Below are 25,591 nucleotides of genomic sequence, written 5' to 3'. Positions count from 1 at the left end.
GGGTGCGCGGGGGCGCACGCGAGGCGCTCGTACGCTGCCGCGCGCTTCGATTCGGGGGGTATACGAAAGGAGCCTCGGGGTACGAGCGCGCGCTTGCCCACCGGGGAACGAACTCGCTCGCCGTGCGCGTCGGGCCCCCAGGGTGGAGCCTGATCACTGAGACCGCGCGGCCGTACGAGGAGGTGGTCGGCGTGTCGGACGGGCAGGCTCCGGTGGTCGCCGGGGCGCCGGTCGGGCGGCCGATGCTGTCTCTCGCGCTGGCCTCGATGATGGACGCCGTCCACGCGCACTCGGGTGCGGTGTATCTGCTGACGCCCGAGGAGCCGGTGCTGGAGATGGCGGTGATGGCCGGGCTGCCCCGCGCCTTCGCGGCGCCCTGGGAGCGGGTCGGGCTGAGCGCGCCGATCCCGGTCGCCGAGGCGGTGCGCGAGCGGCGGCTGATCTGGGTCGGCGGCGAGGAGGACATGGCCCGCCGCTATCCGCGCATCGCGGTCGTGCTGCCGTACCCCTTCGCCCTGGCCGCCGTGCCGATCGCGACGGAGTCGACGGTCTACGGCTCGGTGTTCGTGACCTGGCCCGGTTCGCATCCGCCGGTCCTCTCCGACCGGGACCGCGGCCTGCTCATCACCGCCTGCGACCGGCTCGCGCTGCGATTGGAGCGTGCCGTCGAGGAGCGGCGTCCGGTGCGCGCGGAGCCCGATCTGCTGGCCACCGGTCCCGCGACGAGTGTGGCCGGGACGCTGGGCACGGTCGAGGCGGCGCGGATGGTGGCCCGGCTGCCGTACGGGCTGTGTTCGCTGGATCTGCACGGGCGGGTCGGCTTCGCGAACGCGGCGGCCGGGGAGCTGCTCGGCATGTCGGCGAGCCGGCTGCTGGGCACGCAGTTGTGGGCGGCGGTGCCCTGGCTCAACGACCCGGTGTACGAGGACCGTTACCGGGCCGCGCTGCTCAGTCAGCAGGTCACGTCGTTCGTGGCGCTGCGGCCGCCGGGCGAGTGGCTGTCGTTCCGGCTGTACCCGAACACGACCGGGCTGAGCGTACGGATCAGCCGGGCGCGGGCGGTGACGGAGCTGAGCCGGGCGGCACCGCGGCCGGGCGAGGGGCCGTCGCGGCTGGTGACCATCTCGCAGGTGCTGAGCCTGGCGGGGGCGCTGACCGAGGCGGTCGGGGTGGACGACGTGGTGCAGCTGATCGCGGACGAGGTCGCCCCGGCGGTGGGCGGTCAGGCGCTGGTGGTGCTCGGTTCGCAGGGTGGGCGGCTGCATGTGCTGGGGCACCACGGCTATCCGGACCCCCATGTCGTGGAGCGTTTCGACGGGATGGCGCTGACCGAGTCGACGCCGGGGACGGCCGCGCTGAACAGCGGTGTGCCCGCGTTCTTCGACTCCCGGCAGGAGCTGGAACGGCTGTATCCGAACCGGCACGCGACCCCGGACGGCTTCGCGGCCTGGGCGTATCTGCCGCTGATCGCGTCCGGACGCCCGGTCGGCACCTGTGTGTTGGCCTACGGCGAGCCGCATGCCTTCCCCGCCGACGAGCGGGCCGTGCTGACGAGTCTGGGCGGCCTGATCGCCCAGGCGCTGGAGCGCGCCCTGCTCTACGACGCGAAGAACCAGCTGGCCCACGGCCTGCAGGAGGCGCTGCTCCCGCACTCACTGCCGCCGCTGCCGGGCATCGAGGCCGCCGCCCGCTATCTGCCGGCCACTCAGGGCATGGAGATCGGCGGCGACTTCTACGACCTGGTGGCTTCCGAGGGACTCGCCGCCGTGATCGGTGACGTACAGGGCCACAACGTGACCGCGGCCGGGTTGATGGGGCAGATCCGGACCGCCGTCCGCGCGTACACGACCGTGGGGCAGGCACCGGAAGAGGTCATGCGCAGCACCAACAGGCTGCTGATCGACCTCGGTTCAGAACTCTTCGCGAGCTGTCTGTATCTACGGCTCGATCCCGCGCGCGGTACGGCCGTGATGGCGCGGGCCGGGCATCCGCCGCCGTTGCTGCGCCGGCCGGACGGGCGGGTGCGGGTGCTGGACCTGGCGGGTGGTCCGCTGCTGGGCATCGACGCGGACGCCGTCTATCCGACGACGGAGGTCGATCTCGCGCCCGGTTCCGTGCTCGCCCTCTACACCGACGGGCTCATCGAGTCACCCGGCGTCGACATCGAGGACGCCCTGGCCGAACTGGGCCAACGCCTCGCGGCGGCAGGGGACTTGCCGCTGGAGGAGATCGCCGACGAACTGGTGCGGCACAGTGCCGCCGCACAGGAGCGGATCGACGACGTGGCACTGCTTCTGCTGCGGGCCCGGGAGCCGGGACCGGTGTAACTGCCGTACAACGCAGGGCGGTCCGGCCCTCCCGCCGGAGGGCCGGACCGATCCACCGCCGACCTGATGGAAGGGGTCGGATCAGTGGTTCGAGGTGAGCGACGAACCGTCGTCGGCCCCGGTGCCGGTGTCCTGGCCGGTGCCGCTCTGGTCCTCGCCGGTGCCGCTGGCGTCGGTCGCGCTCGGGTCGACGGCGCCGGACTGGTCACCGGTGCCGTCGGTCGCGTTCGGGTCCACGGCGCCGGACTGGTCGCCCGTGCCGTCGGTGGCCGACGGGTCGGCCGCGGTCGCCGACGGGTCCGCCGTGGCGGTGTCGCCCGCACCGGCACCCGCGCCCGCGTCGCCGAGGGTGGCGCCGGTCGCGGTGAGCGCGGCGGTGACCGGCTGGAAGAAGGTCTCGCCGCCGGCGGTGCAGTCGCCGCTGCCGCCGGAGGTGAGGCCGACCGCGCCGCCGTCCTGGGTGAAGAGCGAGCCGCCGCTGTCACCCGCCTCGGCGCAGACGTCCGTCTGGATGAGGCCGTTGACGGTGTCGACACCGTTGGGGTCGGTCTCGCTCTGGAAGTTGACCGTCGCGTCGAGCCCGGTGACCGTGCCGTCGTGCAGACCGGTGGTGGAGCCCATCCGGAAGACCTGGGTGCCGACCGTGGCGTCCTCGGCCTGGGTGATCTGGACCGTCTGGCCGTTGCCCACGTTGACGTCGCTCGTGGTCTGCGTCGCCGGGTCGTCGTACTTCACGAGGGAGAAGTCGCTCACCGGGAAGGTGGCCTGGTCGACCGTGGCGATCGGCTGGCCGTCCTGCGAGTCGGACCACTGCTTCGCCGCGACGCCGCAGTGTCCGGCGGTCAGGAAGGCGGGGGTGCCGTCGCTCGCGGTGACGTTGAACCCGAGGGAGCAGCGGACGCCGCCCTGGTCGGTCTGGGCGAAGATGGCATCGCCGCCGGAGACCAGCGTCTTGAAGGAGCCGCCGGTCTTCTTGACGGTGGCCATGTCGGTGCCGAGGCTCTTGACCGTCGAGAGCACGGTGTCCCACTTGGAGCCGGTGACGGTGCTGTCGGCGAGGACCTGGATCTTGTTGGTCTTCGGGTCGACCGACCAGGCGGTGCCGGGGACGGTGGCCTTGGTCTTCAACACCTGGGCGGCGGCGGTGAGTTCGGCGGTGCTGTTCTGCACCTTGCGCACCTTGGCGCCGGCCTTCTCGGCCTGCACGACCACGTTGTCGTTGCTGCCGGAGATCACGTTGACGACGAGCTGCTGGGTGGCGCTGTCGTAGTAGGACCCGGCGAAGGCGTCACCCAGCAGTCCGGCGAGCTGCGAGGAGAGGTCGGAGGCGCCCGTCGCCTTGAGGGTCTTGGGGGTGGCGGCGCCTGCCGAATTGTCCTGGGACGCGTTGGCGTTCGGGAGCAGGATCGCCGCCGCTCCGAGAGCCGCGACACCGCCAACCGCTATCGCTGCCTTGCGCTTCGGAATTCGCTTGTGACTCAAACTGCTCGACCTCCTGGGGACCGGGGTCTGTGCCGCCGGGGCGGCGGCTTATGGGGGCGCCTGGATGCCCGTTGATACGCACGTGTCACGTGGGCCGTTCAATTCCGTTTCCCAACTTCCTTTGCGAAACCGCGAATCGGCCATGTGCAAGCCCTGACCCGGCGGGGGTACGAAGGGGCTGCGAGCCAGTGCGCACAGTGCCCCGGCCCCGGTCCGCCCGACGCGTGGCGAGCGGGCGGATGTCTTGATCGAATCGGTGCCGCTCAAACCTGCCCGCGCACCGGACCGGTTGAGCCACTCCCGGCACACTCCCCGAACCGACACGGAACGCGATCGGTCGACAACGGTCCGTCGAGAACAGCGGACGGAATCCTCGCTTCAGGGAATCTGCACAGCGCGTACCCAACCAAGTCACCGGACGCGACGGATCTGCACATGCACACACCCCCGGAAACGCCTTTGGTGGGGAGTGCCCCATTCCGCTTCGGCCCCGCAAGCCCTCGCGCGGAACGATGCCGTGCAGCGTGTGAAGAAGTCGCCGACACCTCGTGCCCACGCCTGCACGGTTCGGGACTCCTGAGGCTCAAGTGCCCTGGTGGGACGGGAGTTTGATTGGCTGCGTCCACCCGCACCGTGCTTTGATCCATCGCACCGCAGGAGCCACGAGGGCTCCGGAAACGGCGCCCGGCGCCTGCGGTCGCGGCCGTCGTCTGTCCCCAGAGGGGGCCGCTCCCCCCTTGTGAATATCCATATGAAGGGAAGTTCCCCCATGAACTCCACCCCCCAGGTTGAGACCGTCGAGATCTCCGACGCCGAGCTCGACAACGTCTCCGGCGGTCTGTCCGTGAACGCGCTCGGCACCGTCACCGGCCTGGTCGACGGCATTGCCCCGGTTTCCGGCCTGGTCGACACCGTCGTCGGCACCGTCGAGGGTGTCACCGGCCTCAACGTGACCCCGGTCACGAACCTGGTCGCCGGTCTCTGATCGCACCTTGTTTGACCGAGTCCCGGAGCCGTTTCCCGGCTCCGGGATTTCGGGTGCCGTAAAAGATCTCTCCCACAGGTGAGGGAAGTCCCGTGCAGTTCCGCCAACAGGCCCTCGCCAAGCTCCAGTCGCCCGAAGAGCTGGATCTTCCGGTGCGCTTCGCGCGTCCGCAGGGCTGGCTCGTGCTCTCCGTGACGGTGGTCGTGGTGGCCGCCGCGTCCGTGTGGGCGGTGACCGGTTCGGTGGCGTCGACCGTCGGCGCGTCCGCCATCCTCACGCACGGGGAGGGCAGTTACATCCTGCAGAGCCCCGTGGCCGGCCAGGTCACCGCCGTTCTCGCGCAGGAAGGCGAACGGCTGCCCGCCAACTCCCCTGTCCTGAAGGTCCGTACGAGCGACGGCGACTCCGTCGTGCGCACGGTCGCCGCGGGCCGCATCACCGCGCTCGCCGCCACCATCGGCCAGATCATCCAGACCGGCGCGAACGTCGCCGCCGTGGAGAGGGTCGAGCACGCCACCGACCCGCTGTACGCGACGGTGTACGTGCCCGCCGAGAACGCGGCCTCCATTCCCGCGAACGCCGCCGTCGACCTGACCGTCTCCTCCGTGCCGACGCAGACGTACGGCGTGCTGCGCGGCCAGGTGAAGGCGGTGGACCGGTCCGCCCAGTCGGCGCAGCAGATCTCCGCGTTCCTCGGGGACAGCCAGCTCGGCGAGCAGTTCACCAAGAAGGGCAGGCCGGTGGCCCTGCTGGTGAAGCTCGACAAGTCGGCGCGGACGAAGAGCGGTTACAAGTGGTCGTCCCAGGACGGACCCCCCTTCGCCCTCACCTCCATGACCATGGCCTCGGCCTCGATCCGGCTGGCCGATCAGCGTCCCCTCGATTGGCTGCTGCCGTGAGCCCCGCGCAGGACACCCGTTCACGCCGCCGGTCCGCCCCGCCGAAACGCCCGGTCCCCAAAGGCCGCGTGAAGACGGTCCGCACCCCGACCGTCCTCCAGATGGAGGCCGTCGAATGCGGCGCGGCCTCCCTCGCGATGGTCCTCGGCCACTACGGCCGCCACGTCCCGCTGGAGGAACTCCGCATCGCCTGCGGCGTCTCCCGGGACGGCTCCCGCGCCAGCAACCTCCTCAAGGCGGCGCGCAGTTACGGCCTCACGGCCAAGGGCATGCAGATGGACACGGCCGCCCTCGCCGAAGTCCGCTCCCCCGCCGTCCTGTTCTGGGAGTTCAACCACTACGTCGTCTACGACGGCATGGGGCGCCGCTTCGGCCGCCGCGGGGTGTACATCAACGACCCCGGCAAGGGTCGCCGGTTCGTGCCCATGGAGGACTTCGACTCCAGCTTCACCGGTGTCGTCCTCGTCATGGAACCGGGCGACGGCTTCGAGAAGGGCGGCCGCAAGCCGGGCGTCCTCGGCGCGATGCCGGCCCGGCTGCGCGGCACCGCGGGCACGATGCCCGCCGCCGTCCTGGCGAGCCTGCTGCTGGTGGCGGTCGGTGCGGCGATGCCCGCACTCAGCCGGACCTACATCGACATGTTCCTGATAGGCGGTCAGACGTCGTTGCTGGGCGTCCTGTTCGCGTCGATGGGCACGTGCGTCCTGCTCACACTGGCGCTGACCTGGCTGCAACAGGCGAACCTGCTGCACGGCCGCATCATCTCCTCCACCCTCTCCAGCGCCCGCTTCCTGCGCCATCTGCTGCGGCTGCCGGTGACGTTCTTCTCCCAGCGCAGCCCGGCCGACCTGGTGCAGCGCCTCCAGTCGAACGACGCCGTCGCCGAGACCCTGGCCCGCGACCTCTCGGCGGCGGGCGTGGACGCGGTGGTCGTGGTGCTCTACGCGTTCCTCCTCTATACGTACGACCCCCAACTCACCTATGTGGGCATAGGTGTTGCCCTGCTGAACGTGGTGGCGATGCGGGTCGTCGTCCGGCTGCGCGCGACCCGGACGGCGAAGCTCCGCGCGGACAGCGCACGGCTCACCAACACGGCCTACACCGGGCTCCAGTTGATCGAGACGATGAAGGCGACCGGCGGTGAGGACGGCTACTTCCGCAAGTGGGCCGGACAGCACGCCACCACGCTGGAGGAGCAGCAGCGGCTCGGTGTGCCGAGCGCCTGGCTGGGCGTGGTCGCCCCGACGCTCGCCTCGCTCAACAGCGCGCTGATCCTGTGGATCGGCGGTATGCGCGCGGTCGAAGGGCACATCTCCGTAGGCCTGTTGGTCGCCTTCCAGGCGCTGGTGACCCGTTTCACCGCGCCGATCACCCGGCTCAACGGCGTCGCGGGCCGCATCCAGGACTTCGCGGCCGACGTGGCCCGCCTCAAGGACGTCGAGAACTTCCAGGCCGATCCCCTCTACTCCCGTGCGGGCGGCGCCGATTCGACCCGCCGACTGCAAGGTCACGTCGAGCTGGAGAACATCACCTTCGGCTACAGCCCGCTCGACAAGCCCCTGCTCACCGGCTTCGACCTCACGGTCGGCCCGGGTCAGCAGGTGGCGCTGGTCGGCGGCTCCGGCAGCGGCAAGTCCACGGTGTCCAGACTGATTTCGGGTCTCTACACGCCCTGGGAGGGCGTGATCCGCATCGACAACCACCGCCTTGAGGACATCCCGCGCGGCGCCCTCGCCGCCTCCGTCTCCTTCGTCGACCAGGACGTCTTCCTCTTCGAGGGCTCGGTCCGCGACAACGTGGCGCTGTGGGACCCGTCGATCCCGGACGAGGCCGTGGAGGACGCGCTGCGCGACGCGGCCCTGTACGACGTGGTGATGCGGCGGCCCGGCGGCATCCACAGCCGGGTCGAGCAGGACGGCCGCAACTTCTCCGGCGGACAGCGGCAACGCCTGGAGATCGCAAGGGCGTTGGTGCGCCGCCCCAGCATCCTGGTCCTCGACGAGGTGACGAGCGCCCTGGACGCGGAGACCGAGCTGGTCGTGATGGACAACCTGCGCAAGCGCGGCTGCGCCTGTGTGGTGATCGCGCACCGGCTCAGCACCGTGCGCGACAGCGACGAGATCGTCGTCCTCGAACACGGGACGATCGTGGAACGCGGGCGGCACGACGCCCTGGTGGCGGCCGGCGGCGCGTACGCCACGCTGGTCAAGGAGCGCTGAGATGACGTCCGTTCACGAGGGCGACCTGGTCCTCGGCGCGCTGGGAAACCTGGGCACGCCGATCGACTGCGCCGGGTCCAACCGCCTCGACCTCGAAGGCCCGCAGGTGCTGTGGCTGGTCGCGTCGGGCGCCATCGACCTCTTCGCGGTGGACGCCGTACAGCAGGGCCACTGGCACCACCTCGGCCGACTGGAGGCGGGCTCGCTGTTGCTCGGCCCGGTCACCGGCCCCCAACACACCCTGGTGGCCCGCCCGTTGCGCGACTGCGTGGTGCACCGCATCAACCTGCGTGAGCTGTACCAGCCCGCGAACACCCAGACGTGGTCGTACGACGAGTACGGCAACCCCCAGTACGTGCCCCCGACTTCGAGCCCGCTCGAATACGCTCTCGCCCTCGGTGTCGGCCGCGGCCTCTCCATCCTCTTCCAGGCGCCGATGGCCACCGAACGGGCCGCCGCGCCCACCGACGACGACGTCTTCTGGATGCAAGTCCCGCCGGGCAGCGTGCAGTACGGCTCGATGTACGACGCGGAGGCCGCCGCCGATCTGCTGATGGACCCGGGTGTCTGGCAGGGCATGGTCGACCAGCAGTACCGGCTGCTGTCCACGCTGGACAAGTGGATCGAGCAGCTGGAGCGCACCCACGAGACGCGAACCGCCGCCGGTATCAAGGCCGGTGAGGCGGTGCGCGCACAGGCCGACCGGACGCTGCTGGCGTCGATCGGCAAGTCCTCGGCCCGGCGCACGACGGCCGCGGATGCCGACGCGTCGTACGCCGCCTGCAAGTTGGTGGCCGAGGCGGCCGGCATCACCCTCGCCGAGCCCTCCCAGAGCGGCAGCGAGAGCGACCGGCTCGATCCGGTCGAGCGCATCGCCCTCGCCTCCCGGGTCCGGGTGCGGGCCGTACGGCTCGACGGGCGCTGGTGGCGGGACAACGTCGGCCCGCTGGTCGGCCATCGGGCGTTGTCCGGGGCGCCGGTCGCACTGCTCTGGCGGCGCGGCGGCTATGTCGCCGTACACCCGGCGACCGGCCGCGAGACGCCGATCGAGAAGGCGAACGCGGAGGAGTTCGAGCCGCGTGCGGTGATGTTCTACCGTCCGCTGCCCGAGCGGCGGTTGAGTCCGTTCAGGCTGTTGCGCTTCAGCATGCAGGGCACCGGCAGCGACCTCACGAACCTCCTCATCAGCGGACTGGTGACGGTCGCCATCGGGGCACTCGTCCCGATCGCGACGGGCAAGGTGCTCGGCGAGTTCGTGCCGAAGGCCCAGACGAACCTGATCGTCCAGGTCTGTGTGGCCGTGATGATCACGAGTGTGGTGGCGGCGGCTTTCATGCTGCTGGAGAACCTCACGATCCTCCGCCTGGAGGGCCGTATAGAGGCGACGCTCCAACCGGCGGTCTGGGACCGCCTGTTGAGGCTGCCCACGAAGTTCTTCACCGAACGCTCGACGGGTGAGCTGGCGAGCGCGGCGATGGGCATCAGCTCGATCCGCCGTCTGCTGGCCGGAGTTGGACCGGTCGTCGCCCAGTCGGTGACGGTCGGCGCGATGAACCTGGGCCTGCTGTTCTGGTACAGCCCCTCGATGGCGCTCGCGGCGATCGGCATGCTCGTCGTGATCGCGGCCGTGTTCCTGGGCCTCGGCCTGTGGCAGGTGCGCTGGCAGCGCAAGCTGGTCGTCCTCAACAACAAGCTGAACAACCAGGCGTTCCAGACCCTGCGCGGCCTGCCGAAACTCCGTGTCGCGGCGGCCGAGAACTACGCCTACGCGGCCTGGGCCTCCGAGTTCGCGCGCAGCCGCGAGCTTCAACAGCGGGTCGGCCGGATCAAGAACCTCACCACGGTGATGGGCGCGGTGTATCTGCCGGTCTGCACCCTGCTGATGTTCATGCTCCTCGCGGGCCCGGCACGCGGCTCGATGTCGGCGTCCTCCTTCCTCACCTTCAACACCTCGGTGACGATGCTGCTGACCTCCGTCACCAGCCTCACCGGCGCCTTCGTCTCGGCGGTGTCCGCGCTCCCCCTCTTCGAGGAGATCAGGCCGGTCCTGGACGCGGCCCCCGAGGTCCGCACCGCGAGCACCCGCCCCGGCCAACTGTCCGGCGCGATAGAGGCTCGCCGGCTCTCCTTCCGCTACGCCGACGACGGCCCCCTCGTCCTCGACGACGTGTCCTTCAACATCCGCGCCGGCGAGTTCGTGGCGATCGTCGGCCCCAGCGGCTGCGGCAAGTCCACCCTGCTCCGCCTCCTCATCGGCTTCGACAAACCGGTCTCCGGCAGCGTCCTCTACGACGGCCAGGACCTCGGCGCCCTCGACCAGTCGGCGGTACGGCGGCAGTGCGGAGTGGTGCTCCAGCACGCGCAGCCGTTCACCGGTTCCATCCTGGACGTCATCTGCGGCACCGAACCGTTCACGCCGGAGGAGGCGATGGCGGCGGCCGAGATGGCGGGGCTCGCGGAGGACATCAAGCGGATGCCGATGGGCCTGCACACCATCGTCTCCGGCAGCGGCGCGGTCTCGGGCGGCCAACGTCAACGCCTCATGATCGCCCAGGCGTTGATCCGCCGACCGCGCATCCTCTTCTTCGACGAGGCGACCAGCGCGCTGGACAACGAGACCCAGCGGACGGTGATCGAGAGCACGAAAGCGCTCAACGCGACCCGGATCGTCATCGCCCACCGCCTCTCGACCGTGCTCGACGCCGATCGCGTGATCGTCATGGAGGACGGCAAGGTCGCCCAACAGGGGCCGCCCGCACAGCTGTTGGCGGACACGGGCGGCAGGTTGCACGAGCTGGTGCGGCGGCAGATGGCGTGACGGGACGGTCGGCGGGACGGGTCAGTCCAGGCCCGGCACGGGCGCGCCGGAGGGCACCCCGGCCGCCAAGTAACCGTCGTAGAACGCCTTCCAGGGCGCACCGGCCCCGGTGTGCGGCCCCGCTACGGCCTCACCGCGAGCCTTCGCGTCCAGCGCTGCCAGGCAGACCTCCCAGCCGGCGCCGTTGCGGGACGCGGCGTCCGCGACGCTCAGAACGTTGGTGAGCGTGAAGCGGGTGCGCTTCTCCTCGACCTCCTCCAGGTCGAAGTGCAGCTCGTCGTCGCCCCATGCGAAGGACAGGTGCCGGGGTGCGTCGACGGCGATGACCCGGCCGGTCGACTCGGGCATGTTGGGGTCGCCGCTGAAGGTGACCGTCCCACCGGAGCGCAGATCGAACTCGGCCCGCGAGGGGAACCATAGGGCCAGCTCGTCGGGGTCGGTCACGAACTGCCAGACGCGGTCGAGGGGTTGGTCGTAGGTTCGGCTGAAACGGACGGCGGGGCGGCCGTCGTCCAGGGTCAGATACGTGCCGGTGAGGTCGACGGACATGGCGGATCAGTCCTTCGGAGTGAGGTGTGCGGTGTCGTCCTCCGACGTCTCGTCGAGGCGCTGCCCCAACCGGTCCAGGCTGCGGTTCCACAGCTCGCGGTAGGGGGCGAGCCAGGTGTCGAGCTCGGCGATCGGAGCCGGGTCGAGGGCATAGACACGGCGTTGCGCGTCCTGCCGTACGCGGACCAGGCCCGCGTCACGCAGCACCCGCAGATGCTTCGACGTGCTGGGCTGGCTCAGGCCGCAGGCCTCCACGATCTCGCCGACGGGCCGGGGCCGCTCCAGGAGCAGGCCGACGATGGCCCGCCGATGGGGATCGGCGAGGGCGGTCCAAAGCGAGGCGTCGGACATGACCCCAATATGCCTCTGTGGTTATATGCCGGTCAAGGCATGCGCGGCGTTCAGGAAACCGGGTGGCCGTACCCCGCGACACCCTCGTGGTCCACCCCGTGCGCCGCCCAGCTGTACAGATGCAGATCGAGCCCGTCCGGGTCGTTGAAGACCAGCAGCCAGCCGATCGAGGCCTCGATCACCGGCGAGTGCGGCACACCGAGGGTGTCGAGATGCGCGGCCCACGCCTCCACGTCAGCCCGGTCCCGGACCGCGAAGCTGACCGGGTCGAAGCCCTGACAGCCTTGCGCCGCCTGGGAGTTGACGCGCAGGCAGAGCATCGAGTCACCGAGTCCCGGGACCTCCCCCGCCACCCCGCGCACGACTCCGTCCTCGTCCTGGAACTCGTACGTGACCTTGAAACCGAGGACGCGGCCGTACCAGTCGCGTGAGCGGTCGAGATCGGTGACGGGCATCTTCACGTGGTGGATTCCGGCGAGCTCCGGCATGGCTCTCACGCTCCTCGCTCATTTCGCCGCAGTAAGACTGCGCCGATTTCCTCTAGACTCCTCCCCATGCCCGACCCCGTCAACCAGAAGAGGCCGTACCGCTCACCCAAGCGCGCCGAGGCGGCGGCGACGACCCGCGCCCGCATCCGGGAGGCCGCCACCGGGCTCTTCACCGAGAAGGGATACACGGGCACCCGGATGAAGGAGGTCGCGGCGTTGGCCGGTGTCGGCGAGCGCACGCTGTACGACGCCTTCCCGACCAAGGCCGCCCTCTTCGGGCACACCCTGGGCGTCGCGATCGCCGGCGACGAGGAGCCGGTCGCCGTCCCGGAGCGCCCCGAGACCCTGGCGATCCGGGACGAGCCCGACCCCGAGCGCGCGATCGGCCGTACCGTCGACCAGACGACCGACCTGCTGGAACGCGCCGGTGATCTGATCATGGTGACCGTCGAGGCGGCCGGCGCCGACCCGGACATGCGGGCGTCGGCGGACGCCGGTGCCGAGGCGACGTACGGCGTGCATCTCGCCCTGGCCACGGCACTTGAGGAGCGCGGAGCCCTGCGCCCGGGCCTCGACGCGGGCACCGCCGCCGACACGCTCTACGCCCTGGCGTCACCGCACATGCACCAACTCCTGCGCAGGCACCGGGGTTGGACCCAGGACGCCTACCGGGCATGGCTGCGGCGGGTGTTGATCACGGAGCTGCTCGCGCCTCACTGAGCGGCACCCTGCCAGAGCTCCGGCACCTCTCCCGCGCGGGTGTGCATCTGGGTCGCCAACACCCGTACGGCGGCCGCGAATTGCGCGGGGTTGCGCAGGAACTCCATGTGGATGCCGGGGAATTCGACCCACGGCACCCCGATCCGGCGGGCGATCTCGATCGACGGCCGCGCGTAGTACGTACCGCGATCCTCCGCGCCCGCCCCCAACACCACAGGAAACGGGGCCGACTTGAGCGCGGTCTCGTCGGGCCGGAAGGCGGCGAAGCCGGGCCACTCCGTGCCGAAGAGGTGGTCCTGGTTGCCGAGGAACCGCTTCCAGAGGTCGGCCGGCCAGCGGTACATCCCCTCGCCGCGGGTCGTCTCCGCGAACCGGCGGCCGGCCGCGGGCGCCCCGCCCTGCTCGTACAGCGCTGCCAGTTCGGCGAAGAAGCCGCGGCCGGGGCCGCCGTCGGGCAGGACGTTCACAGCGGGCGGTTCATGGGCGATGAGGCCCGCCATCACCTCCGGGTGCAGCGCGGCCAATGTGAGGCCAATGATCGCGCCGCCGCTGTTGCCGAAGACCAGCGCCCGCCCGCCTGCCAGTCCGTCGACGAGCGCGCGGGCGTCGGCCGCCTGCACGGCGAGGTCCATCGGCGTCCGTGACCTGCCGGAACTCCGCGAGTTGCCGCGTCGGTCGTACGAGATCACCATGAATGCGTCGGAAAGGGTCTCGGCGACGCCGTCGTAGTAGCCGGCGTCTCCCCCGGCCCCGCTGATCATCAACAGCGCCGGGCCGGTGCCGCGTGCCTCGTAGTACAGCCCGGCCCCGTCGACCTCGAACACGCCACTGTGCATGCCTGCTCCCCGTCTTCTGCGAAACGTTGCCGTTTCGCAGAAAGTGGTCTAGTCTCCGATGTGTACGAAACCGTTTCGTTTACGTTTTGGTAAACCCCGAACGACTTCCCTGGAGTGGTTCCCGATGTCCCAGAAGACATTGACCGAAGACACCCGGTCGGGTGCCGGAGAGGCGCAGTCCGCGTCCTCCAACAAGCGGTGGTGGATCCTCGCGATCGTCGCCGTCGCGCAGCTGATGGTGGTCCTCGACGCCACCATCGTGAACATCGCCCTGCCGTCGGCCCAGAAGGACCTCGGCTTCTCCGACGGCAACCGGCAGTGGATCGTCACCGCGTACGCCCTGGCGTTCGCCTCCCTGCTGCTGCTCGGCGGCCGTATCGCCGACCTGTTCGGCCGGAAGACCGCCTTCCTCGCCGGTGTCGTCGGATTCGCCGCCGCCTCCGCGCTCGGCGGCGCCGCCACCAGCTTCGAGATGCTGGTCACCGCACGCGCCCTCCAGGGCGTCGCGGGCGCGCTGCTCGCACCGGCCGCCCTCTCCCTGCTCAACACGACGTTCACCGACGCCCGCGAACGCGCCCGGGCCTTCAGCGTCTACGGCGCCATCGCCGGCGCCGGCGGTGCGGTGGGCCTGCTGCTCGGCGGCGTGCTGACCGACGCCTTCGACTGGCGCTGGACGCTCTACGTGAACGTCGCCATCGCGTTCGTCGCCTTCGCGGGCGGCTGGGTCCTGCTCAGCAACCACCGTGACGCCGCGGGCTCCAAGCTGGACGTGCCGGGCACGGTCCTGGTCGCCGGTGGTCTGTTCTCCGTCGTCTACGGCTTCTCCAACGCCGAGACGCACGACTGGAGTTCGCCGCAGACCTGGGGCTTCCTGATCGCGGGCGGGGTGCTGCTCGCCGCCTTCGCCTGGTGGCAGAACCGCGCCGCGCACCCGCTGCTGCCGCTGCGCATCCTGCTCGACCGCAACCGGGGCGCCTCGTTCCTCGCCGTGCTGATCACCGGTGCGGGCATGTTCGGTGTATTCCTCTTCCTCACCTACTACCTGCAGCTGAACCTGGGCTTCAGCCCCACCAAGACCGGTGTCGCGTTCCTGCCGATGATCGGCGCCCTGATGGTCATGGCGCAGCTCGGCACCACGATGCTCGTGCCGCGGCTCGGCCCGAAGGTGGTCATTCCGCTGGGCTTCGCCATCGCCATGGTCGGCATGGCCTGGCTGACCGGCATCGGGACCACCTCGTCCTACGCGACCCACGTGCTGCCGCAGCTGATCGTGATCGGCGCGGGTCTCGGCATGGTGATGCCGCCGGCGATGCAGCTCGCCACGGGCGGTGTGGCCGCCGAGGACGCGGGTGTCGCCTCGGCGACGGTCAACGCCATGCAGCAGGTGGGCGGTTCGATCGGTACGGCGCTGCTGAACACGCTGGCCGCGAGCGCCGCGACCGACTACCTGGCCGGGAAGGACGCGCGCAGCAAGCTGGTCCAGGCGCAGGCGACGATCGAGAGCTACACCACCGCGTTCTGGTGGTCGGCGGGCTTCTTCGCCGCGGGCGCGGTGATCGCGCTGGTGCTCTACCGCCGCGGGGTTCCGCAGCAGGACGCGGACGCCGCACCGGTCGTCCACATGTGATCGGTCCCGTCCGAACCTGAGCCGCACAGACCGAGGGGCCGCCGTCCGCAGGGAGACGGCGGCCCCTCTTCACTGTCCTACTGACAGAAAGTCAACCTTTCTGACCGAAGTTCACCATGTCGAGTGAACCAGATCTTGCGAACGGCGTGTCGGGGATGCTCGGGGCTCCTCCGGGGTAACTACCGAGACCGAATGCGCCCTCGTGCCGAGGTGGAGCGGCCATGACAGCGGAAGCGGACGAACGCGACAGCCCCGCGGCCAACTCCTGTGCCCGTACGCGGTCCGGGGGCCCCTTCACGGTGGTCGAGGTCTCGGGCGAGATCGACATGGCGACGGCCGACTTCGTCGTGGAACATCTGGACGCCGCGACCTCGGTCGACGAGCCCGACGTGCTGGTGGATCTGCGGCCCGTCGAGTTCTTCGACTGCTCGGGGCTGCGGGTGCTGTGCCGGGCCGAGCGGCGGGCCAGGGAGCGCGGCGGGCGACTGCGGGTCGTCTCCGACGGGCCGCGCATCGACCGGCTGTTGCGTGCCTCGGGGTTGCTCGGCCGTTTTCCGCCGCTCCGGGTACTGCCCGCGCAGGCGGAGAAGCCGCAACGATGACAGGGGCCGGCACGGGCGACCCCACACCGCCCGGCCGACCCCTGGTTGCGGGACCGCGGTACTCCGCGACAGGGGCACGCACTCCCCAGCTACGGACCCTCCCTGTTGCTCACGGAGACCCTGCGACCCCGGTCTCTCAGAACGTGAAGACGCCTCCGTATCCGTAGGAGTCCTTCACGCACTCGTTGGAGAAGACGCGCTCGTAGGAGACGCGTCTGCCCTGCCAGACACCGTCGACCGTGACGACGACGGGGCGGTAGAGCTTGTTGCAGAGCACGTCGTCCCGGGCCGTCAGGGCGTCGAAGTCGCCCCCGATGCCGCGCAGTTCGGCGCAGGCCTGGGCGGCGGCCGGGTGGGTGCCGGAGGCGGTGGGCGCGCAGGTGAGGGTCACCGCGCGTTCCGGTGTGGCGAAGGCGGCGTCATTGCCGTGACCCATGGTGAGCACCAGGGCCGAGGGGGCGTAGAGCGCGGCCGGGCCGGCTCCGTGGGCGGCGAGGGCGGACCCGGTCAGGGGTCCGCAGACGGCGGTGGCCGTCAGCCCCAGGGTCGCTGCCCAGCGCGCGGTGTTCCGCATTGTGTGCATCCTTCCGCTCGATACGAACCGATCACGAACCGATCGGTTCGAGGAGGTGCCGGTCCCGCTCGGTCGGTGCCGGACCGGCGGGCGCCACTCTGCCGAGTCCGTCGCGGAAACTCACATCCCACCCACAGGTTTCAGTAACCTTGCGTGTTGAATCAGTGGCGTGAAGTAACAGAATCCGATCGCATCGAGCCCGGAACTGCGCGGTTCTTGATCGCCGAACCAGGTCGGATGGCCGGTTTACCCCTGCTCGCCAATCGGCCTGAAACAGTCCCGAAACATTCCGTTTCAGCTCTCGGCGCACTCCGCCGCAGCCCCTTGCGTTCGCTCTGCTTGCGCGTAATCGTCATTACATGATTACGACAGAGCAGCAGGAGAAGCTTCGCGGCTGGTTCACCGGCCGTCTGCCCGACGACCTGTTCGAGGAGTTGGTCGAGGTCACGGTCGACCGCGAGGAGGTCACCGTCATCGGCCGCATCCCCGCACCCAAGCTCGCCGAGAGCGTCTCGGATGCCGAGAGGGAGTCGGCCGTCCAGGGCCGCGTCCAGGAGTTCCGCGAGCGCACCCGGGAGACCCGGATCGCCCTCGCGCGCGAGGCCGAGCACCGGTTCCGCAGGAAGGTCTCGTGGGGTGTGGAGTGCGCCGGGGAACGCTCCCTGTTCACGCACATCGCCGCACCCGTGATGACCCGGCTGCGCCAGCCCGAGCGCCAGGTCCTCGACACCCTCATCGCCGCCGGCGTGGCCCGCAGCCGCAGCGACGCGCTCGCCTGGTGCGTCCGTCTCGTCCAGCGCCACACCGACGACTGGCTCAGCGAACTGCGCGACTCCCTCGAACACGTCCAACGGGTCCGCGCCCAGGGCCCCGACGCCGAACCGGAGGACGCCCCGGCAGAAAACGAGTAACTACAGGGTGGACGATTCCTCCACCCACGGCACGGAAGATGGATGAACCGTCCTCTGGTGCGGGTGTTGCGGCCCGCCATAACGTCGGCAGACACCCTGAGGACGGCATCCGCTCACTCCGCCCACCCCGCGCGCGTGACGCCCGTCCCCACCGCCACCGCGCTACAACGCGCTCCACCGCCGTCCCCCGCTGGAGCCCCCTTGTCCCCCTCGTCCGAGCAGCCCGCCCCCTCCCCCGCCGCGCCGAGCCAGTCCCTGACCGAGGTCGAGACCTACGGCGTCGAGCGCATCCCCGACGCGGACCGCACCGCCACCCCGCTCGACCTGTTCCGGGTCGCGTTCGGCGGCGCCAACACCTTCTCCACCTGCGTCCTCGGCGCCTTCCCGATCCTGTTCGGCCTCTCCTTCTGGCAGGGCCTCGCGGCCACGCTCCTCGGAGTAGTCGTCGGCGCCCTCATCCTCTGCCCGATGGCGGTGTTCGGCCCGGTCAACGGCACGAACAACGCGGTCGCCTCCTCCGCGCACCTGGGCGTGCACGGCCGGGTCGTCGGCTCCTTCCTGTCCCTCCTCACGGCCGTCGCGTTCTTCTCCATCTCGGTGTGGAGCTCCGGCGACGCCCTGGTCGGCGGCGCACACCGCCTCTTCGGCCTGGAGCAGACCACGCTCTCCTACGTCGTCGCGTACGCGCTGTTCGCCGTGCTCGTCCTCGCGGTGTGCGTCTACGGCTTCCGGTTCATGCTGTTCGTCAACAAGATCGCCGTGATGTCCGCGACGGTCCTGTTCCTGCTCGGCGCGATCGCCTTCGCCGTTCTCCCGGGCTTCCGCAGGTGTGGTGTGACGCTGCACTGACTGTGTGACCTGGGGTTTTCTCTAACATCTCTGGGGCTGTCGTGGTTGTTGCGACACGTTGCACATGAGATCGGAGGAGACCCTTGCGGGCCTTTCCTGTACAACTTCCATCCGGTGTCCGGTACTGGACGGTGATGGATGACGACCTGGCCGTGGTTCCGGAGGCGGATGCGTTTCTTCGGCACGTGCGTTTCGGCCGGGATCAGGCCGAGTTGACGACCCGTACGTACGCGGGGCACATAGCGCTGTATCTGCGGTGGTGCATACGGACGGGCCGGGACTGGCGGGTGGCGGCCGAGGAGTTGGGGCTGTTCGTCGTCTGGCTGAAGTTCGGATCGAAGCAGATCACCGGCGTCGAGCGTCCGTCGGGGAACGGGCTGGTGTATCCGGGGCCGGGGGCCGAGGCGGCGCGCGAGCCGGCCCGGATCAGGAACGTCCTCACGGGGGTGCGACAGTTCCTGCTGCACGGCATCACGGCGAAGGTGGTGCCCTCGCCGGTGATGGCCCAGCTCTATGAGGTGGCGGAGAACTGGGATCTGCCGGAACAGGCCCGCGGGGAGGAGCTGACTGGCTACCGGATGCGCCCGCGGCACCGGGTTCAGGTCCCGCGCAAGAAGGGCGAGAGGTCCACCGACCGCGAGATCGTGGAACTGTTCCTGGCCTGCCGCAATGCCCGCGACCGGTTCATCGTGCTGCTGCTCGGTCGGGCCGGACTACGCCCGGGAGGCGCCGCCGGCCTGCGCCGCGAGGACATGCACTTCATGCCGGACTCCACCGCGCTCGGCTGCCCGAAGAAGGGCTCTCACCTGCACACGCTCCGGCGGGACAATCCGAACGGAGCCTGGGCCAAACGGCAGTCGACTGCGGCGCCGGGCCGGTGGAAGCCCGTCGACCACCTGGTCGTGCTCGCCTACGACCAGTACGTGATGGAACGGATGGCACTGCCGCACGGACCGGACAGTGACTTCGTGCTGGTGAACCTGTTCGCCGAGCCGCTCGGTGCGCCGATGACTGCGGACAGCATCACTGAGTTGTTCGGGCGGTTGTCGAAGCGGGCAGGGCTGAGCCGGAACGTCACACCGCGGATGCTGCGGCGCGCGGCCGGCAGCAACCTCGCCGATGCGGGAGGCGGCCAGGACGAGATTGCCGCGCTGCTGGACCACGCGCGGCTGTCCAGTTCGGAGCCCTACCTGACACCGGCCCCGGACCGGCTGAGAGACGCAGTGAACGCCGTGCCCTCGCCCCGCGAGCTCACCGGCGGTGCCCGATGACCGGCCTGCTCGCCCCCGTGTTCACCGCTCCGGCTCCAGGGCCGAGCACTTCCGATGCCGAGTTGGCCGCCTTCCTCTGGTCGCTCATCAGCGAGGACTTCCTGACCGAGGCGGGCTGGAGCACCGTGCGCCGGGTCCTGACCCCGCCGGCCAGCCATCCCTCCATGGGCGGTCGGCGCTGTCCGGTGCCCAACTGCCAGTCGCCGGTGAAGGGCTTGAAGTTGTGCAGCACCTGCTCCTGGCGTCACCGCAATTCCGAGATGTCCATGGAGGAGTTCGTCAGGATTCCGCGGATCTCACGCCATCTGCACCTCGGCACCGGGACCTGCCGGGTCTCGGGATGCGAGCGTCCGTGGAACAACTCGGGAACGGAACCGGTCTGCCGCGCCCACCGATGGCAGAAGATCAAGCACGGCGGAACATTGGAGGAGTTCCTCGCCGACCCGACCGTCAAGGGTCTGCCCGGCCTGGGCGACTGCTCCGTGCTGGCCTGCAACCGCCAGGCCGTCAACGAAAGCGGCACGCGCCTGTGTCACCCTCACGGCAAGCAGCTGCCCGCGCTGCGTCGGCAGCCCGACTTTGATGAGGCACGGTGGTTGCGGACCGCGCCGTCGGGCAGCTTCGGTGTCGAGATCAGCTTCAGGGGCCTGCCCGATCTCGTCGTCGCTCAACTGTTGTTCGGACTCCAGCACCGCTGCCACCGTGGTGCCCGCACCGAGGCCGGCAACTTCCGCGCGCTGATCGACAAGACGATCCGTCCCTCGCTCGCCCAGCGTCTGGAAGACGTCCCTGACCCGGCGGCGAACAGCGAAGCGCTGATCCTGCTGAACCGGACCCGCATCTACGCGATCCGGGCCACGAAGACCCCCGAGGGCGAGTACGCCAAGGACGAATGGGACCTGGTGGCCTTCGGGCACCGCGGCACGCTGGTCTTCACCGTGGTGCACCAGCCTTGGCTTCGTGAGAGCGCCAAACGCTGGGCCCGCGACTACCTCTCCAAGGTCCGCTCCAAGAGCGTCGCTTCGCATGCCCAGCAGCACCTCCACGGTCTGGCCAAGCTCTCGGACACGTTGCACGCCCGGCCGGACCGTGGCCTGGACAAGGCCGCGTTGTCCCGCGCCGACATCGAGAACTTCCTGAACAGGATGTCGTTCCTCGATGCCAACGGCCGGATGACCACCCTCACGCGCATCAGCTACGTCCGCATGGCCCGCAACGTCCTCAGGCAGTGCCGGGCCATGGGACTGACCCGTCCCGAAGGGCTGATGGCCGGCCTTCCGGACGACTTCGTCATCACGCGCCTCGATGTCCCCAGGCCGCCAGAGCCTTCGGAGGAAGGCCAGGATCTGCCCGGCGAAGTGATGCGCCAACTCTGCGCTCACCTGGACGCCTTTGAGGCGATGACCTGCTACGAAGTGCGGCTGAGCGTCGAGTTGCTGATGGACACTGGCCGCAGGCCCGAGGAGATCTGTCGCCTGGACCTCAGCTGCCTCACCCGCGACAGCCAGGACAAGCCCGTCCTGCTCTACAACAACTGGAAAGAGCAGCGGATCGGACGTCAGCTCCCCATCCACGAACCGACCGCAGAGCTGATCATCGCGCAGCAGAAACGAGTACGTGAACGTTTTCCCGACCGCGCGCCGTCCGCGCTGGTTCTTCTGCCCTCACAGAGCCTGAACTTGCGCGGGGACCGCTCGATCGACTCCAACCACCTCAGTGCCATGCACCGCGAGTGGGTCGAGAGCCTTCCCGACTTCCACCTCGACGACGGCACCGTCTTCGACAAGGAGAAGATCTTCCCTTACGTCTACCGTCACTCTTTCGCCCAGCGCCACGCGGACGCCGGCGTCCCCATCGACGTCCTGGCCGAACTCATGGACCACGACAGCTACCAGACCACCCGGATCTACTACCGCGTCAAGGAAGTACGGCTGCGCGAGGCCGTCGAGCGCGTCACCGACATGCAGTTCGACCGCCACGGCACCCGCATCTGGGGCGCGGTCACCAGCGTCCTCGATGCCGAACGCACCCGCCGGGCCATCGGCGCGGTCGTCGTCCCCTTCGGCACCTGCTCCGAACCCTCCAACGTCGCCGCCGGCGGCGGAGCCTGCCCGCTCCGCTTCCGCTGCGTGGGCTGCGACCACTTCTCCACCGACGTCTCCTACCTCCCCGACCTGCGCACCTACCTCGACGGCCTACTGCGGCAGCGCGAGAAGCTGAGGTCGATGTCCGAGGCGGACGACTGGGCCCGCGCCGAGGCCACACCCTCCGACGCGGAGATCACCCGCATCCGCCGCCTGATCCAGCGCGTCAGCGAGGACATCGAGACGCTCACCGAGGCCGAACGCGCCGAGATCCAGAAAGCCTCTGCCACCGTCCGGCAGATGCGGCAGAACTTCCTCGGTATGCCCCGCATCCGCCAACCCCTGCCCGACCTCCGACCGGAGCGACCCTCATGACCGCACCCGCCCCCACCGTCCAAGCGATGATCGAGGGACGCCGTGCCGACACCGGACGACGGCGCCGACGCGTCCTGGCCGCCCTCGCCGACACCGCGAAGAAGGGCGCGGACATCAGCGTCACCGCCATCGCCCGGCAAGCGGGCGTCGATCGCACCTTCCTCTATCGCCACCGCGACCTCCTAGCCCAAATCCACGCCCAGGCCGCAGAACCGACCGCCACTCCCGGCGGCCATGGCCCCGCGGTCAGCCGCGCATCGCTCAAAGCCGACCTCGCGACCGCTGACGCGCGCGCAGCTCGCCTCGCCAGCCAGGTCCGCCGCCTTGAGCAGCGCCTCAGTGAAGTACTCGGTGACCAGGTCTGGCACGAGTCCGGCGTCGGAGGCCCCGAGGACAACGAACAGCTCAAGGCCCGGATCACCACGCTCGAACAGCACTTGATCGACCTGGAGTTGAAGCTCCAGGAGCGGGACGACGACCTCGCCGCCGCCCGCGCCGCCAACCGGGAACTCATGAGCCAGCTCAACCGATCGGACCCGCCAGGGTCACCCGGCTGACCATCCATTGGAAGGGCCGCCGTCACGGCCCGACCTGCACCTCGCGTGGCGGGGACTGGAAACGGAGCGTCAGCCACCGTGCCAGTCCCCGACCTTGCTGAGAAGCTGTTCGGCTCAGCGGCGGATATGGACCGTCACCTGGATGCCGCCGCCCAGAACTCCGGCGGTCGCGACGGCAACGCCCAAGGCCACCGGGCCCGCCAGCCCGATGACAGCCCCGGCTGCAACGCAGAGTGCACATAGAACCATCTGCGCCCACGCAAGGGAGTTCGGGCGCCGGTTCCTGCCCGCCGCTTCAGGTGCTGAGTCCTCATGCACCTGATCCTCCAGATCACCACCCCTTGGGGTACCTTCGATGTGCGACACGGAGCACGTCCTCTTTCTTCAATAGGCATGGTCAGACGGATACCGCCCCTGCGTACGAATGACGGGAAGCGCACCAGCGGAAGCCTGCCAGCAGCGCTGGGCGCTTCCCTTCGTCGTACGCAGGAGAGTTGCCAAAGTGCGAGGTCGATACGATCGGCCCCGCCTATGGCTCCGACAGTCTGCCACGAACACAAGGCCCCAACGAGTACCAGCCAGGCCTCTGACCTGCGAAGATGTCGCCTCATGTGTCAAGTTCCCACGGTTGCGCCATGGGAAAAATGGCTACCTCGGATCAGATTTCCCACCCCTCACTGTCGGGAATTCAACAGGGGAATCGATGGTCATACGGCATCGACCAGCGATGACCCGCGCAAGCGCTCTGGGAGGCCATCGGATTTTCCCTGTCCGGTTTCCCGGCAACTTTCATCAACTTTCGGGGCACTTCACGGAGTGACGAATACAAAAAACCGTGATGCAGATCACTCATTTGAGTCGTGTGGGACCCCAGATCCTTACGGCTGGCCATCATCGATCAGCTGAACGACTTGCGAGGAGACAGGAGTTGATGAGGCTCAGGCGGGCTCGTCCGTCTGCGACGGGGTCTGCGCCGCGATGACGGCGCGGGCGGTCTCCCCGTCCTGGCGGATCTGCTCGCGCTGGGTCTCCGCCTGCTGAGTCACGTGGTTATCCCACGACTGGAGCCCGTACTTGATGCCCGCCGCGACAGCGGTCGGCGTCGCGATGGTCGTGATGACCTCGACGATGTCCCCACTCACATGCGCATCGAGGGGGGCAACCTCGTCATTGAGCGGCTGGCTCTGCCCAAAGGCGTCTCCATGGGCATTTATGTTCGTCATGCCCAGCGAGGCTACCCACGCGTCCCGATCAGCGAGAGGACTTCCACACGGCCAAAGCAGATGGAACTGACGTCAACAACGAGCCTCCGTGCACCACATGTGTTGCGCGCGCTATGATCGTTCTGACTGCTTCTGAGCTGCGGAAACTCCCCCCGCACACTCGTGGCGCCCCGGAGAAACATCGGTGACTTCGACCCGTCGTACGCCGGTGTCTTCACGTCCTCGGCGGACGCGGCGACCCAGTCGCTGTTCTGGCCGTCGTTCATCGGCGCGGCCCTGATAGTGCTCTCCAACCCGGTGTCCTTCGGCGCGTTCCTCGGCGACTGGTCGCGTTACATCCCGGCGAACACCCCGCGCCGCAAGGTGGTCGGCGCCGCGTTCCTCTCCCAGATCGCGACCTTGCTGCCGTTCGTCTTCGGTCTGGCGACGGCCAGCATCATCGCCACGAAGGCCCCCAAGTACGTCGACCCGGCCGCCCCCGATTTCGTCGGCGGCCTCCTCGCGATCTCACCGAGCTGGTTCTTCCTGCCGGTCTGTCTGCTGGCCCTGATCGGCGGCATGTCGACGGGCACGACCTCGCTCTACGGCACCGGGCTCGACTTCTCGTCGGTGTTCCCCCGGCTGTCGCGGGTGCAGGCGACGTTCCTGGTCGGGGTGCTGTCCATCGCGTTCATCTTCATCGGCCGGTTCGGCCTCGACCTCGTACAGTCGATCTCCACCTTCGCCACGATGATCATCACCTGTACGACTCCGTGGATGGTCGTGATGATGCTGGGCTTCTACACCCGGCGCGGCTGGTACGACCCGGACGCGCTCCAGGTCTTCAACCGCCGTCAGCGCGGCGGGCGTTACTGGTTCGCGCACGGCTGGAACTGGCGCGGCATGACCGCCTGGTGGGTGGCCGCCGTCGTCGGTGTGCTGTTCACCAACATCCCGGGGCAGTTCGTCGGCCCGCTCGGCGACCTCGCCAACGGCGTCGACATCAGCCTCCCGCTCTCCCTCGCCGTGGCCGCCGTGCTGTTCCTGGGCCTGCTCCGGCTGTTCCCCGAACCTCGCGCCGCGTACGGCCCGGAGGGCGCGCGGCTGGCCCGTACCGTCGAGGTCCCGGTGCCGCCGATCACGGGCCCCGGGGCGGAAATCGAGGTGCCTACCGTGGCCGCCGAGGCCGGCTGATGCCGGCCTGGATCGACCTGTCGGTGCCCGTGGTCACCGGGATGCCTGTCTATCCCGGTGACCCGGCCGTCGAGGTCTCGGTCGCCCTGCGCGCACCCCGGGACGGCGTCAACGTCCTTCGGCTGCACATGGGTTCGCAGTCGGGCACACATGTCGACGCCCCCTACCACGTGGACGACGCGTGGCCCCGCCTCGACGAGCTCCCCCTGGAACGCTTCGGCGGACACGCGGTGGTGGCCGACGTACGGGGGCTGCCGGACCGTGCGCCGATCACCCCCGCGCTACTGGCACCCGCGCTGCGGGAATTGAGGCCGGGGTCCCTCTTTCTGCTGGCCACGGGCTGGTCGGCGTACTGGGGCACCGATCACTACCTCGCCCACCCGTGGCTCACCCCGGAGGCGGCCGAGGCGCTCGTCGCGGCCGGGGTCCGTACGGTCGCGGTCGACGCGCTCAGTGTCGACCCGACGCCCGAACCCGGCGATGGGACAGCCGACTTGGGCCTGCCCGCGCACCGGGTGCTGTGCGGTGCGGGCGGGGTGATCGCCGAGAACCTCACGGGTCTGGAGCAGTTGGTGGATGTTCCGGACGTGGAGGTGTTCCTGTTCCCGCTCCGGCTGCCGGGGGCCGACGGTGCGCCGGTGCGGGCCGTGGCGCGGGCGGTCTGATCGGCT

21 protein-coding genes and 2 pseudogenes are annotated in these 25,591 nt (G+C 69.6%); 15 read left to right on the top strand and 8 right to left on the bottom strand.

The genetic code is table 11. From position 1 onward, the window contains the following. Window positions 1–182 precede the first annotated feature (182 nt). On the top strand, window positions 183–2,327 hold the full coding sequence (locus ACIBK4_RS15715; protein ID WP_398995774.1) for a SpoIIE family protein phosphatase: 2,145 nt from the start codon (window positions 183–185) through the stop codon (window positions 2,325–2,327). A gap of 81 nt (window positions 2,328–2,408) precedes the next feature. On the opposite strand, the gene ACIBK4_RS15710 is transcribed toward ACIBK4_RS15715, so the two are convergent. Beyond that, window positions 2,409–3,809, bottom strand: coding sequence for a S1 family peptidase (locus tag ACIBK4_RS15710; protein WP_398995217.1), 1,401 nt, complete (start codon window positions 3,807–3,809; stop codon window positions 2,409–2,411). Between the two features lie 769 nt (window positions 3,810–4,578). On the opposite strand from ACIBK4_RS15710, the gene ACIBK4_RS15705 reads away from it, so the two are divergent. From ACIBK4_RS15705 to ACIBK4_RS15690, 4 genes are all read left to right on the top strand, one after another. Beyond that, on the top strand, window positions 4,579–4,794 hold the full coding sequence (locus tag ACIBK4_RS15705) for a hypothetical protein (protein WP_033278842.1): 216 nt from the start codon (window positions 4,579–4,581) through the stop codon (window positions 4,792–4,794). Between the two features lie 92 nt (window positions 4,795–4,886). Beyond that, on the top strand, window positions 4,887–5,693 hold the full coding sequence (locus ACIBK4_RS15700) for an HlyD family efflux transporter periplasmic adaptor subunit (protein WP_398995216.1): 807 nt from the start codon (window positions 4,887–4,889) through the stop codon (window positions 5,691–5,693). Further along, on the top strand, window positions 5,690–7,912 hold the full coding sequence (locus ACIBK4_RS15695; RefSeq protein ID WP_398995215.1) for an NHLP family bacteriocin export ABC transporter peptidase/permease/ATPase subunit: 2,223 nt from the start codon (window positions 5,690–5,692) through the stop codon (window positions 7,910–7,912). Before ACIBK4_RS15700 ends, ACIBK4_RS15695 begins: the two co-directional genes overlap by 4 nt. Before the next feature lies 1 nt (window position 7,913). Beyond that, entirely contained in the window at window positions 7,914–10,730 is a 2,817-nt protein-coding gene (locus ACIBK4_RS15690) for an NHLP bacteriocin export ABC transporter permease/ATPase subunit (protein WP_398995214.1), read from the top strand. 21 nt (window positions 10,731–10,751) lie between these two features. Here the strand turns inward: ACIBK4_RS15690 and ACIBK4_RS15685 are convergent, their stop codons facing one another. Genes ACIBK4_RS15685 through ACIBK4_RS15675 form a run of 3 tightly spaced genes read right to left on the bottom strand, consistent with a single transcriptional unit; the run spans window position 10,752 to window position 12,118 of the window. Next, entirely contained in the window at window positions 10,752–11,279 is a 528-nt protein-coding gene (locus ACIBK4_RS15685; protein WP_398995213.1) for an SRPBCC family protein, read from the bottom strand. Window positions 11,280–11,285: 6 nt separating this feature from the next. Beyond that, a complete protein-coding gene (locus tag ACIBK4_RS15680) occupies window positions 11,286–11,630 on the bottom strand; it encodes an ArsR/SmtB family transcription factor (protein ID WP_398995212.1) in 345 nt (114 codons plus the stop codon). A gap of 50 nt (window positions 11,631–11,680) precedes the next feature. Then, complete coding sequence (locus ACIBK4_RS15675; protein ID WP_398995211.1) at window positions 11,681–12,118, bottom strand: VOC family protein; 438 nt, start codon at window positions 12,116–12,118, stop codon at window positions 11,681–11,683. A 66-nt stretch (window positions 12,119–12,184) separates the two neighbouring features. Here ACIBK4_RS15675 and ACIBK4_RS15670 point away from each other — a divergent pair, with 66 nt between their 5' ends. Next, window positions 12,185–12,838 (top strand): TetR/AcrR family transcriptional regulator, encoded by a 654-nt coding sequence (locus ACIBK4_RS15670; RefSeq protein WP_398995210.1) that lies wholly within the window; start codon window positions 12,185–12,187, stop codon window positions 12,836–12,838. Here ACIBK4_RS15670 and ACIBK4_RS15665 read toward each other — a convergent pair. Next, window positions 12,832–13,674 carry an alpha/beta fold hydrolase gene (locus ACIBK4_RS15665; RefSeq protein WP_398995209.1) on the bottom strand — a complete coding sequence of 281 codons (843 nt, stop codon included), beginning with the start codon at window positions 13,672–13,674 and terminating at the stop codon, window positions 12,832–12,834. The genes ACIBK4_RS15670 and ACIBK4_RS15665 overlap by 7 nt on opposite strands. Window positions 13,675–13,798: 124 nt before the next feature. Here ACIBK4_RS15665 and ACIBK4_RS15660 point away from each other — a divergent pair, with 124 nt between their 5' ends. Beyond that, window positions 13,799–15,301, top strand: a complete 1,503-nt coding sequence (locus ACIBK4_RS15660) for an MFS transporter (protein ID WP_398995208.1) — start codon at window positions 13,799–13,801, stop codon at window positions 15,299–15,301. Between the two features lie 221 nt (window positions 15,302–15,522). Then, window positions 15,523–15,903, top strand: coding sequence for an STAS domain-containing protein (locus ACIBK4_RS15655; RefSeq protein ID WP_398995207.1), 381 nt, complete (start codon window positions 15,523–15,525; stop codon window positions 15,901–15,903). 136 nt (window positions 15,904–16,039) lie between these two features. Here the strand turns inward: ACIBK4_RS15655 and ACIBK4_RS15650 are convergent, their stop codons facing one another. Continuing rightward, entirely contained in the window at window positions 16,040–16,477 is a 438-nt protein-coding gene (locus ACIBK4_RS15650; protein ID WP_398995206.1) for a protease inhibitor, read from the bottom strand. A 359-nt stretch (window positions 16,478–16,836) separates the two neighbouring features. Between ACIBK4_RS15650 and ACIBK4_RS15645 the strand changes: the two genes are divergently transcribed. The 5 genes and pseudogenes from ACIBK4_RS15645 (at window position 16,837) to ACIBK4_RS15625 (ending at window position 22,524) form a co-directional block, all read left to right on the top strand. Further along, window positions 16,837–17,388: a hypothetical protein gene (locus tag ACIBK4_RS15645; RefSeq protein WP_398995205.1), complete on the top strand. Its 552-nt coding sequence runs from the start codon at window positions 16,837–16,839 to the stop codon at window positions 17,386–17,388. A 201-nt stretch (window positions 17,389–17,589) separates the two neighbouring features. Next, window positions 17,590–18,195: pseudogene (locus ACIBK4_RS15640) on the top strand (cytosine permease); the annotation flags it as partial. Window positions 18,196–18,524: 329 nt separating this feature from the next. Further along, complete coding sequence (locus ACIBK4_RS15635; protein WP_398995204.1) at window positions 18,525–19,508, top strand: tyrosine-type recombinase/integrase; 984 nt, start codon at window positions 18,525–18,527, stop codon at window positions 19,506–19,508. Continuing rightward, window positions 19,505–21,967, top strand: coding sequence for a tyrosine-type recombinase/integrase (locus tag ACIBK4_RS15630; RefSeq protein ID WP_398995203.1), 2,463 nt, complete (start codon window positions 19,505–19,507; stop codon window positions 21,965–21,967). The genes ACIBK4_RS15635 and ACIBK4_RS15630 overlap by 4 nt, the downstream gene beginning before the upstream one ends. After that, complete coding sequence (locus tag ACIBK4_RS15625; RefSeq protein ID WP_398995202.1) at window positions 21,964–22,524, top strand: DUF6262 family protein; 561 nt, start codon at window positions 21,964–21,966, stop codon at window positions 22,522–22,524. Before ACIBK4_RS15630 ends, ACIBK4_RS15625 begins: the two co-directional genes overlap by 4 nt. Window positions 22,525–22,638: 114 nt before the next feature. Here ACIBK4_RS15625 and ACIBK4_RS15620 read toward each other — a convergent pair whose 3' ends face one another. Both ACIBK4_RS15620 and ACIBK4_RS15615 read right to left on the bottom strand, forming a co-directional pair. Continuing rightward, window positions 22,639–22,890: a hypothetical protein gene (locus ACIBK4_RS15620; protein ID WP_398995201.1), complete on the bottom strand. Its 252-nt coding sequence runs from the start codon at window positions 22,888–22,890 to the stop codon at window positions 22,639–22,641. A gap of 572 nt (window positions 22,891–23,462) precedes the next feature. Continuing rightward, the gene (locus tag ACIBK4_RS15615) at window positions 23,463–23,747 is read right to left on the bottom strand and encodes a hypothetical protein (protein ID WP_398995200.1); all 285 of its coding nucleotides are present in this window, start codon (window positions 23,745–23,747) and stop codon (window positions 23,463–23,465) included. 183 nt (window positions 23,748–23,930) lie between these two features. On the opposite strand from ACIBK4_RS15615, the pseudogene ACIBK4_RS15610 reads away from it, so the two are divergent. Further along, window positions 23,931–24,920: pseudogene (locus ACIBK4_RS15610) on the top strand (purine-cytosine permease family protein); the annotation flags it as partial. Next, on the top strand, window positions 24,920–25,585 hold the full coding sequence (locus ACIBK4_RS15605) for a cyclase family protein (RefSeq protein ID WP_398995199.1): 666 nt from the start codon (window positions 24,920–24,922) through the stop codon (window positions 25,583–25,585). The pseudogene ACIBK4_RS15610 and the gene ACIBK4_RS15605, both read left to right, overlap by 1 nt. Window positions 25,586–25,591 lie beyond the last annotated feature (6 nt).

Source organism: Streptomyces sp. NPDC050528 (assembly GCF_044457795.1).
Classification (GTDB): Bacteria; Actinomycetota; Actinomycetes; order Streptomycetales; family Streptomycetaceae; genus Streptomyces.
This window is presented reverse-complemented; position numbering and strand designations above follow the sequence as displayed.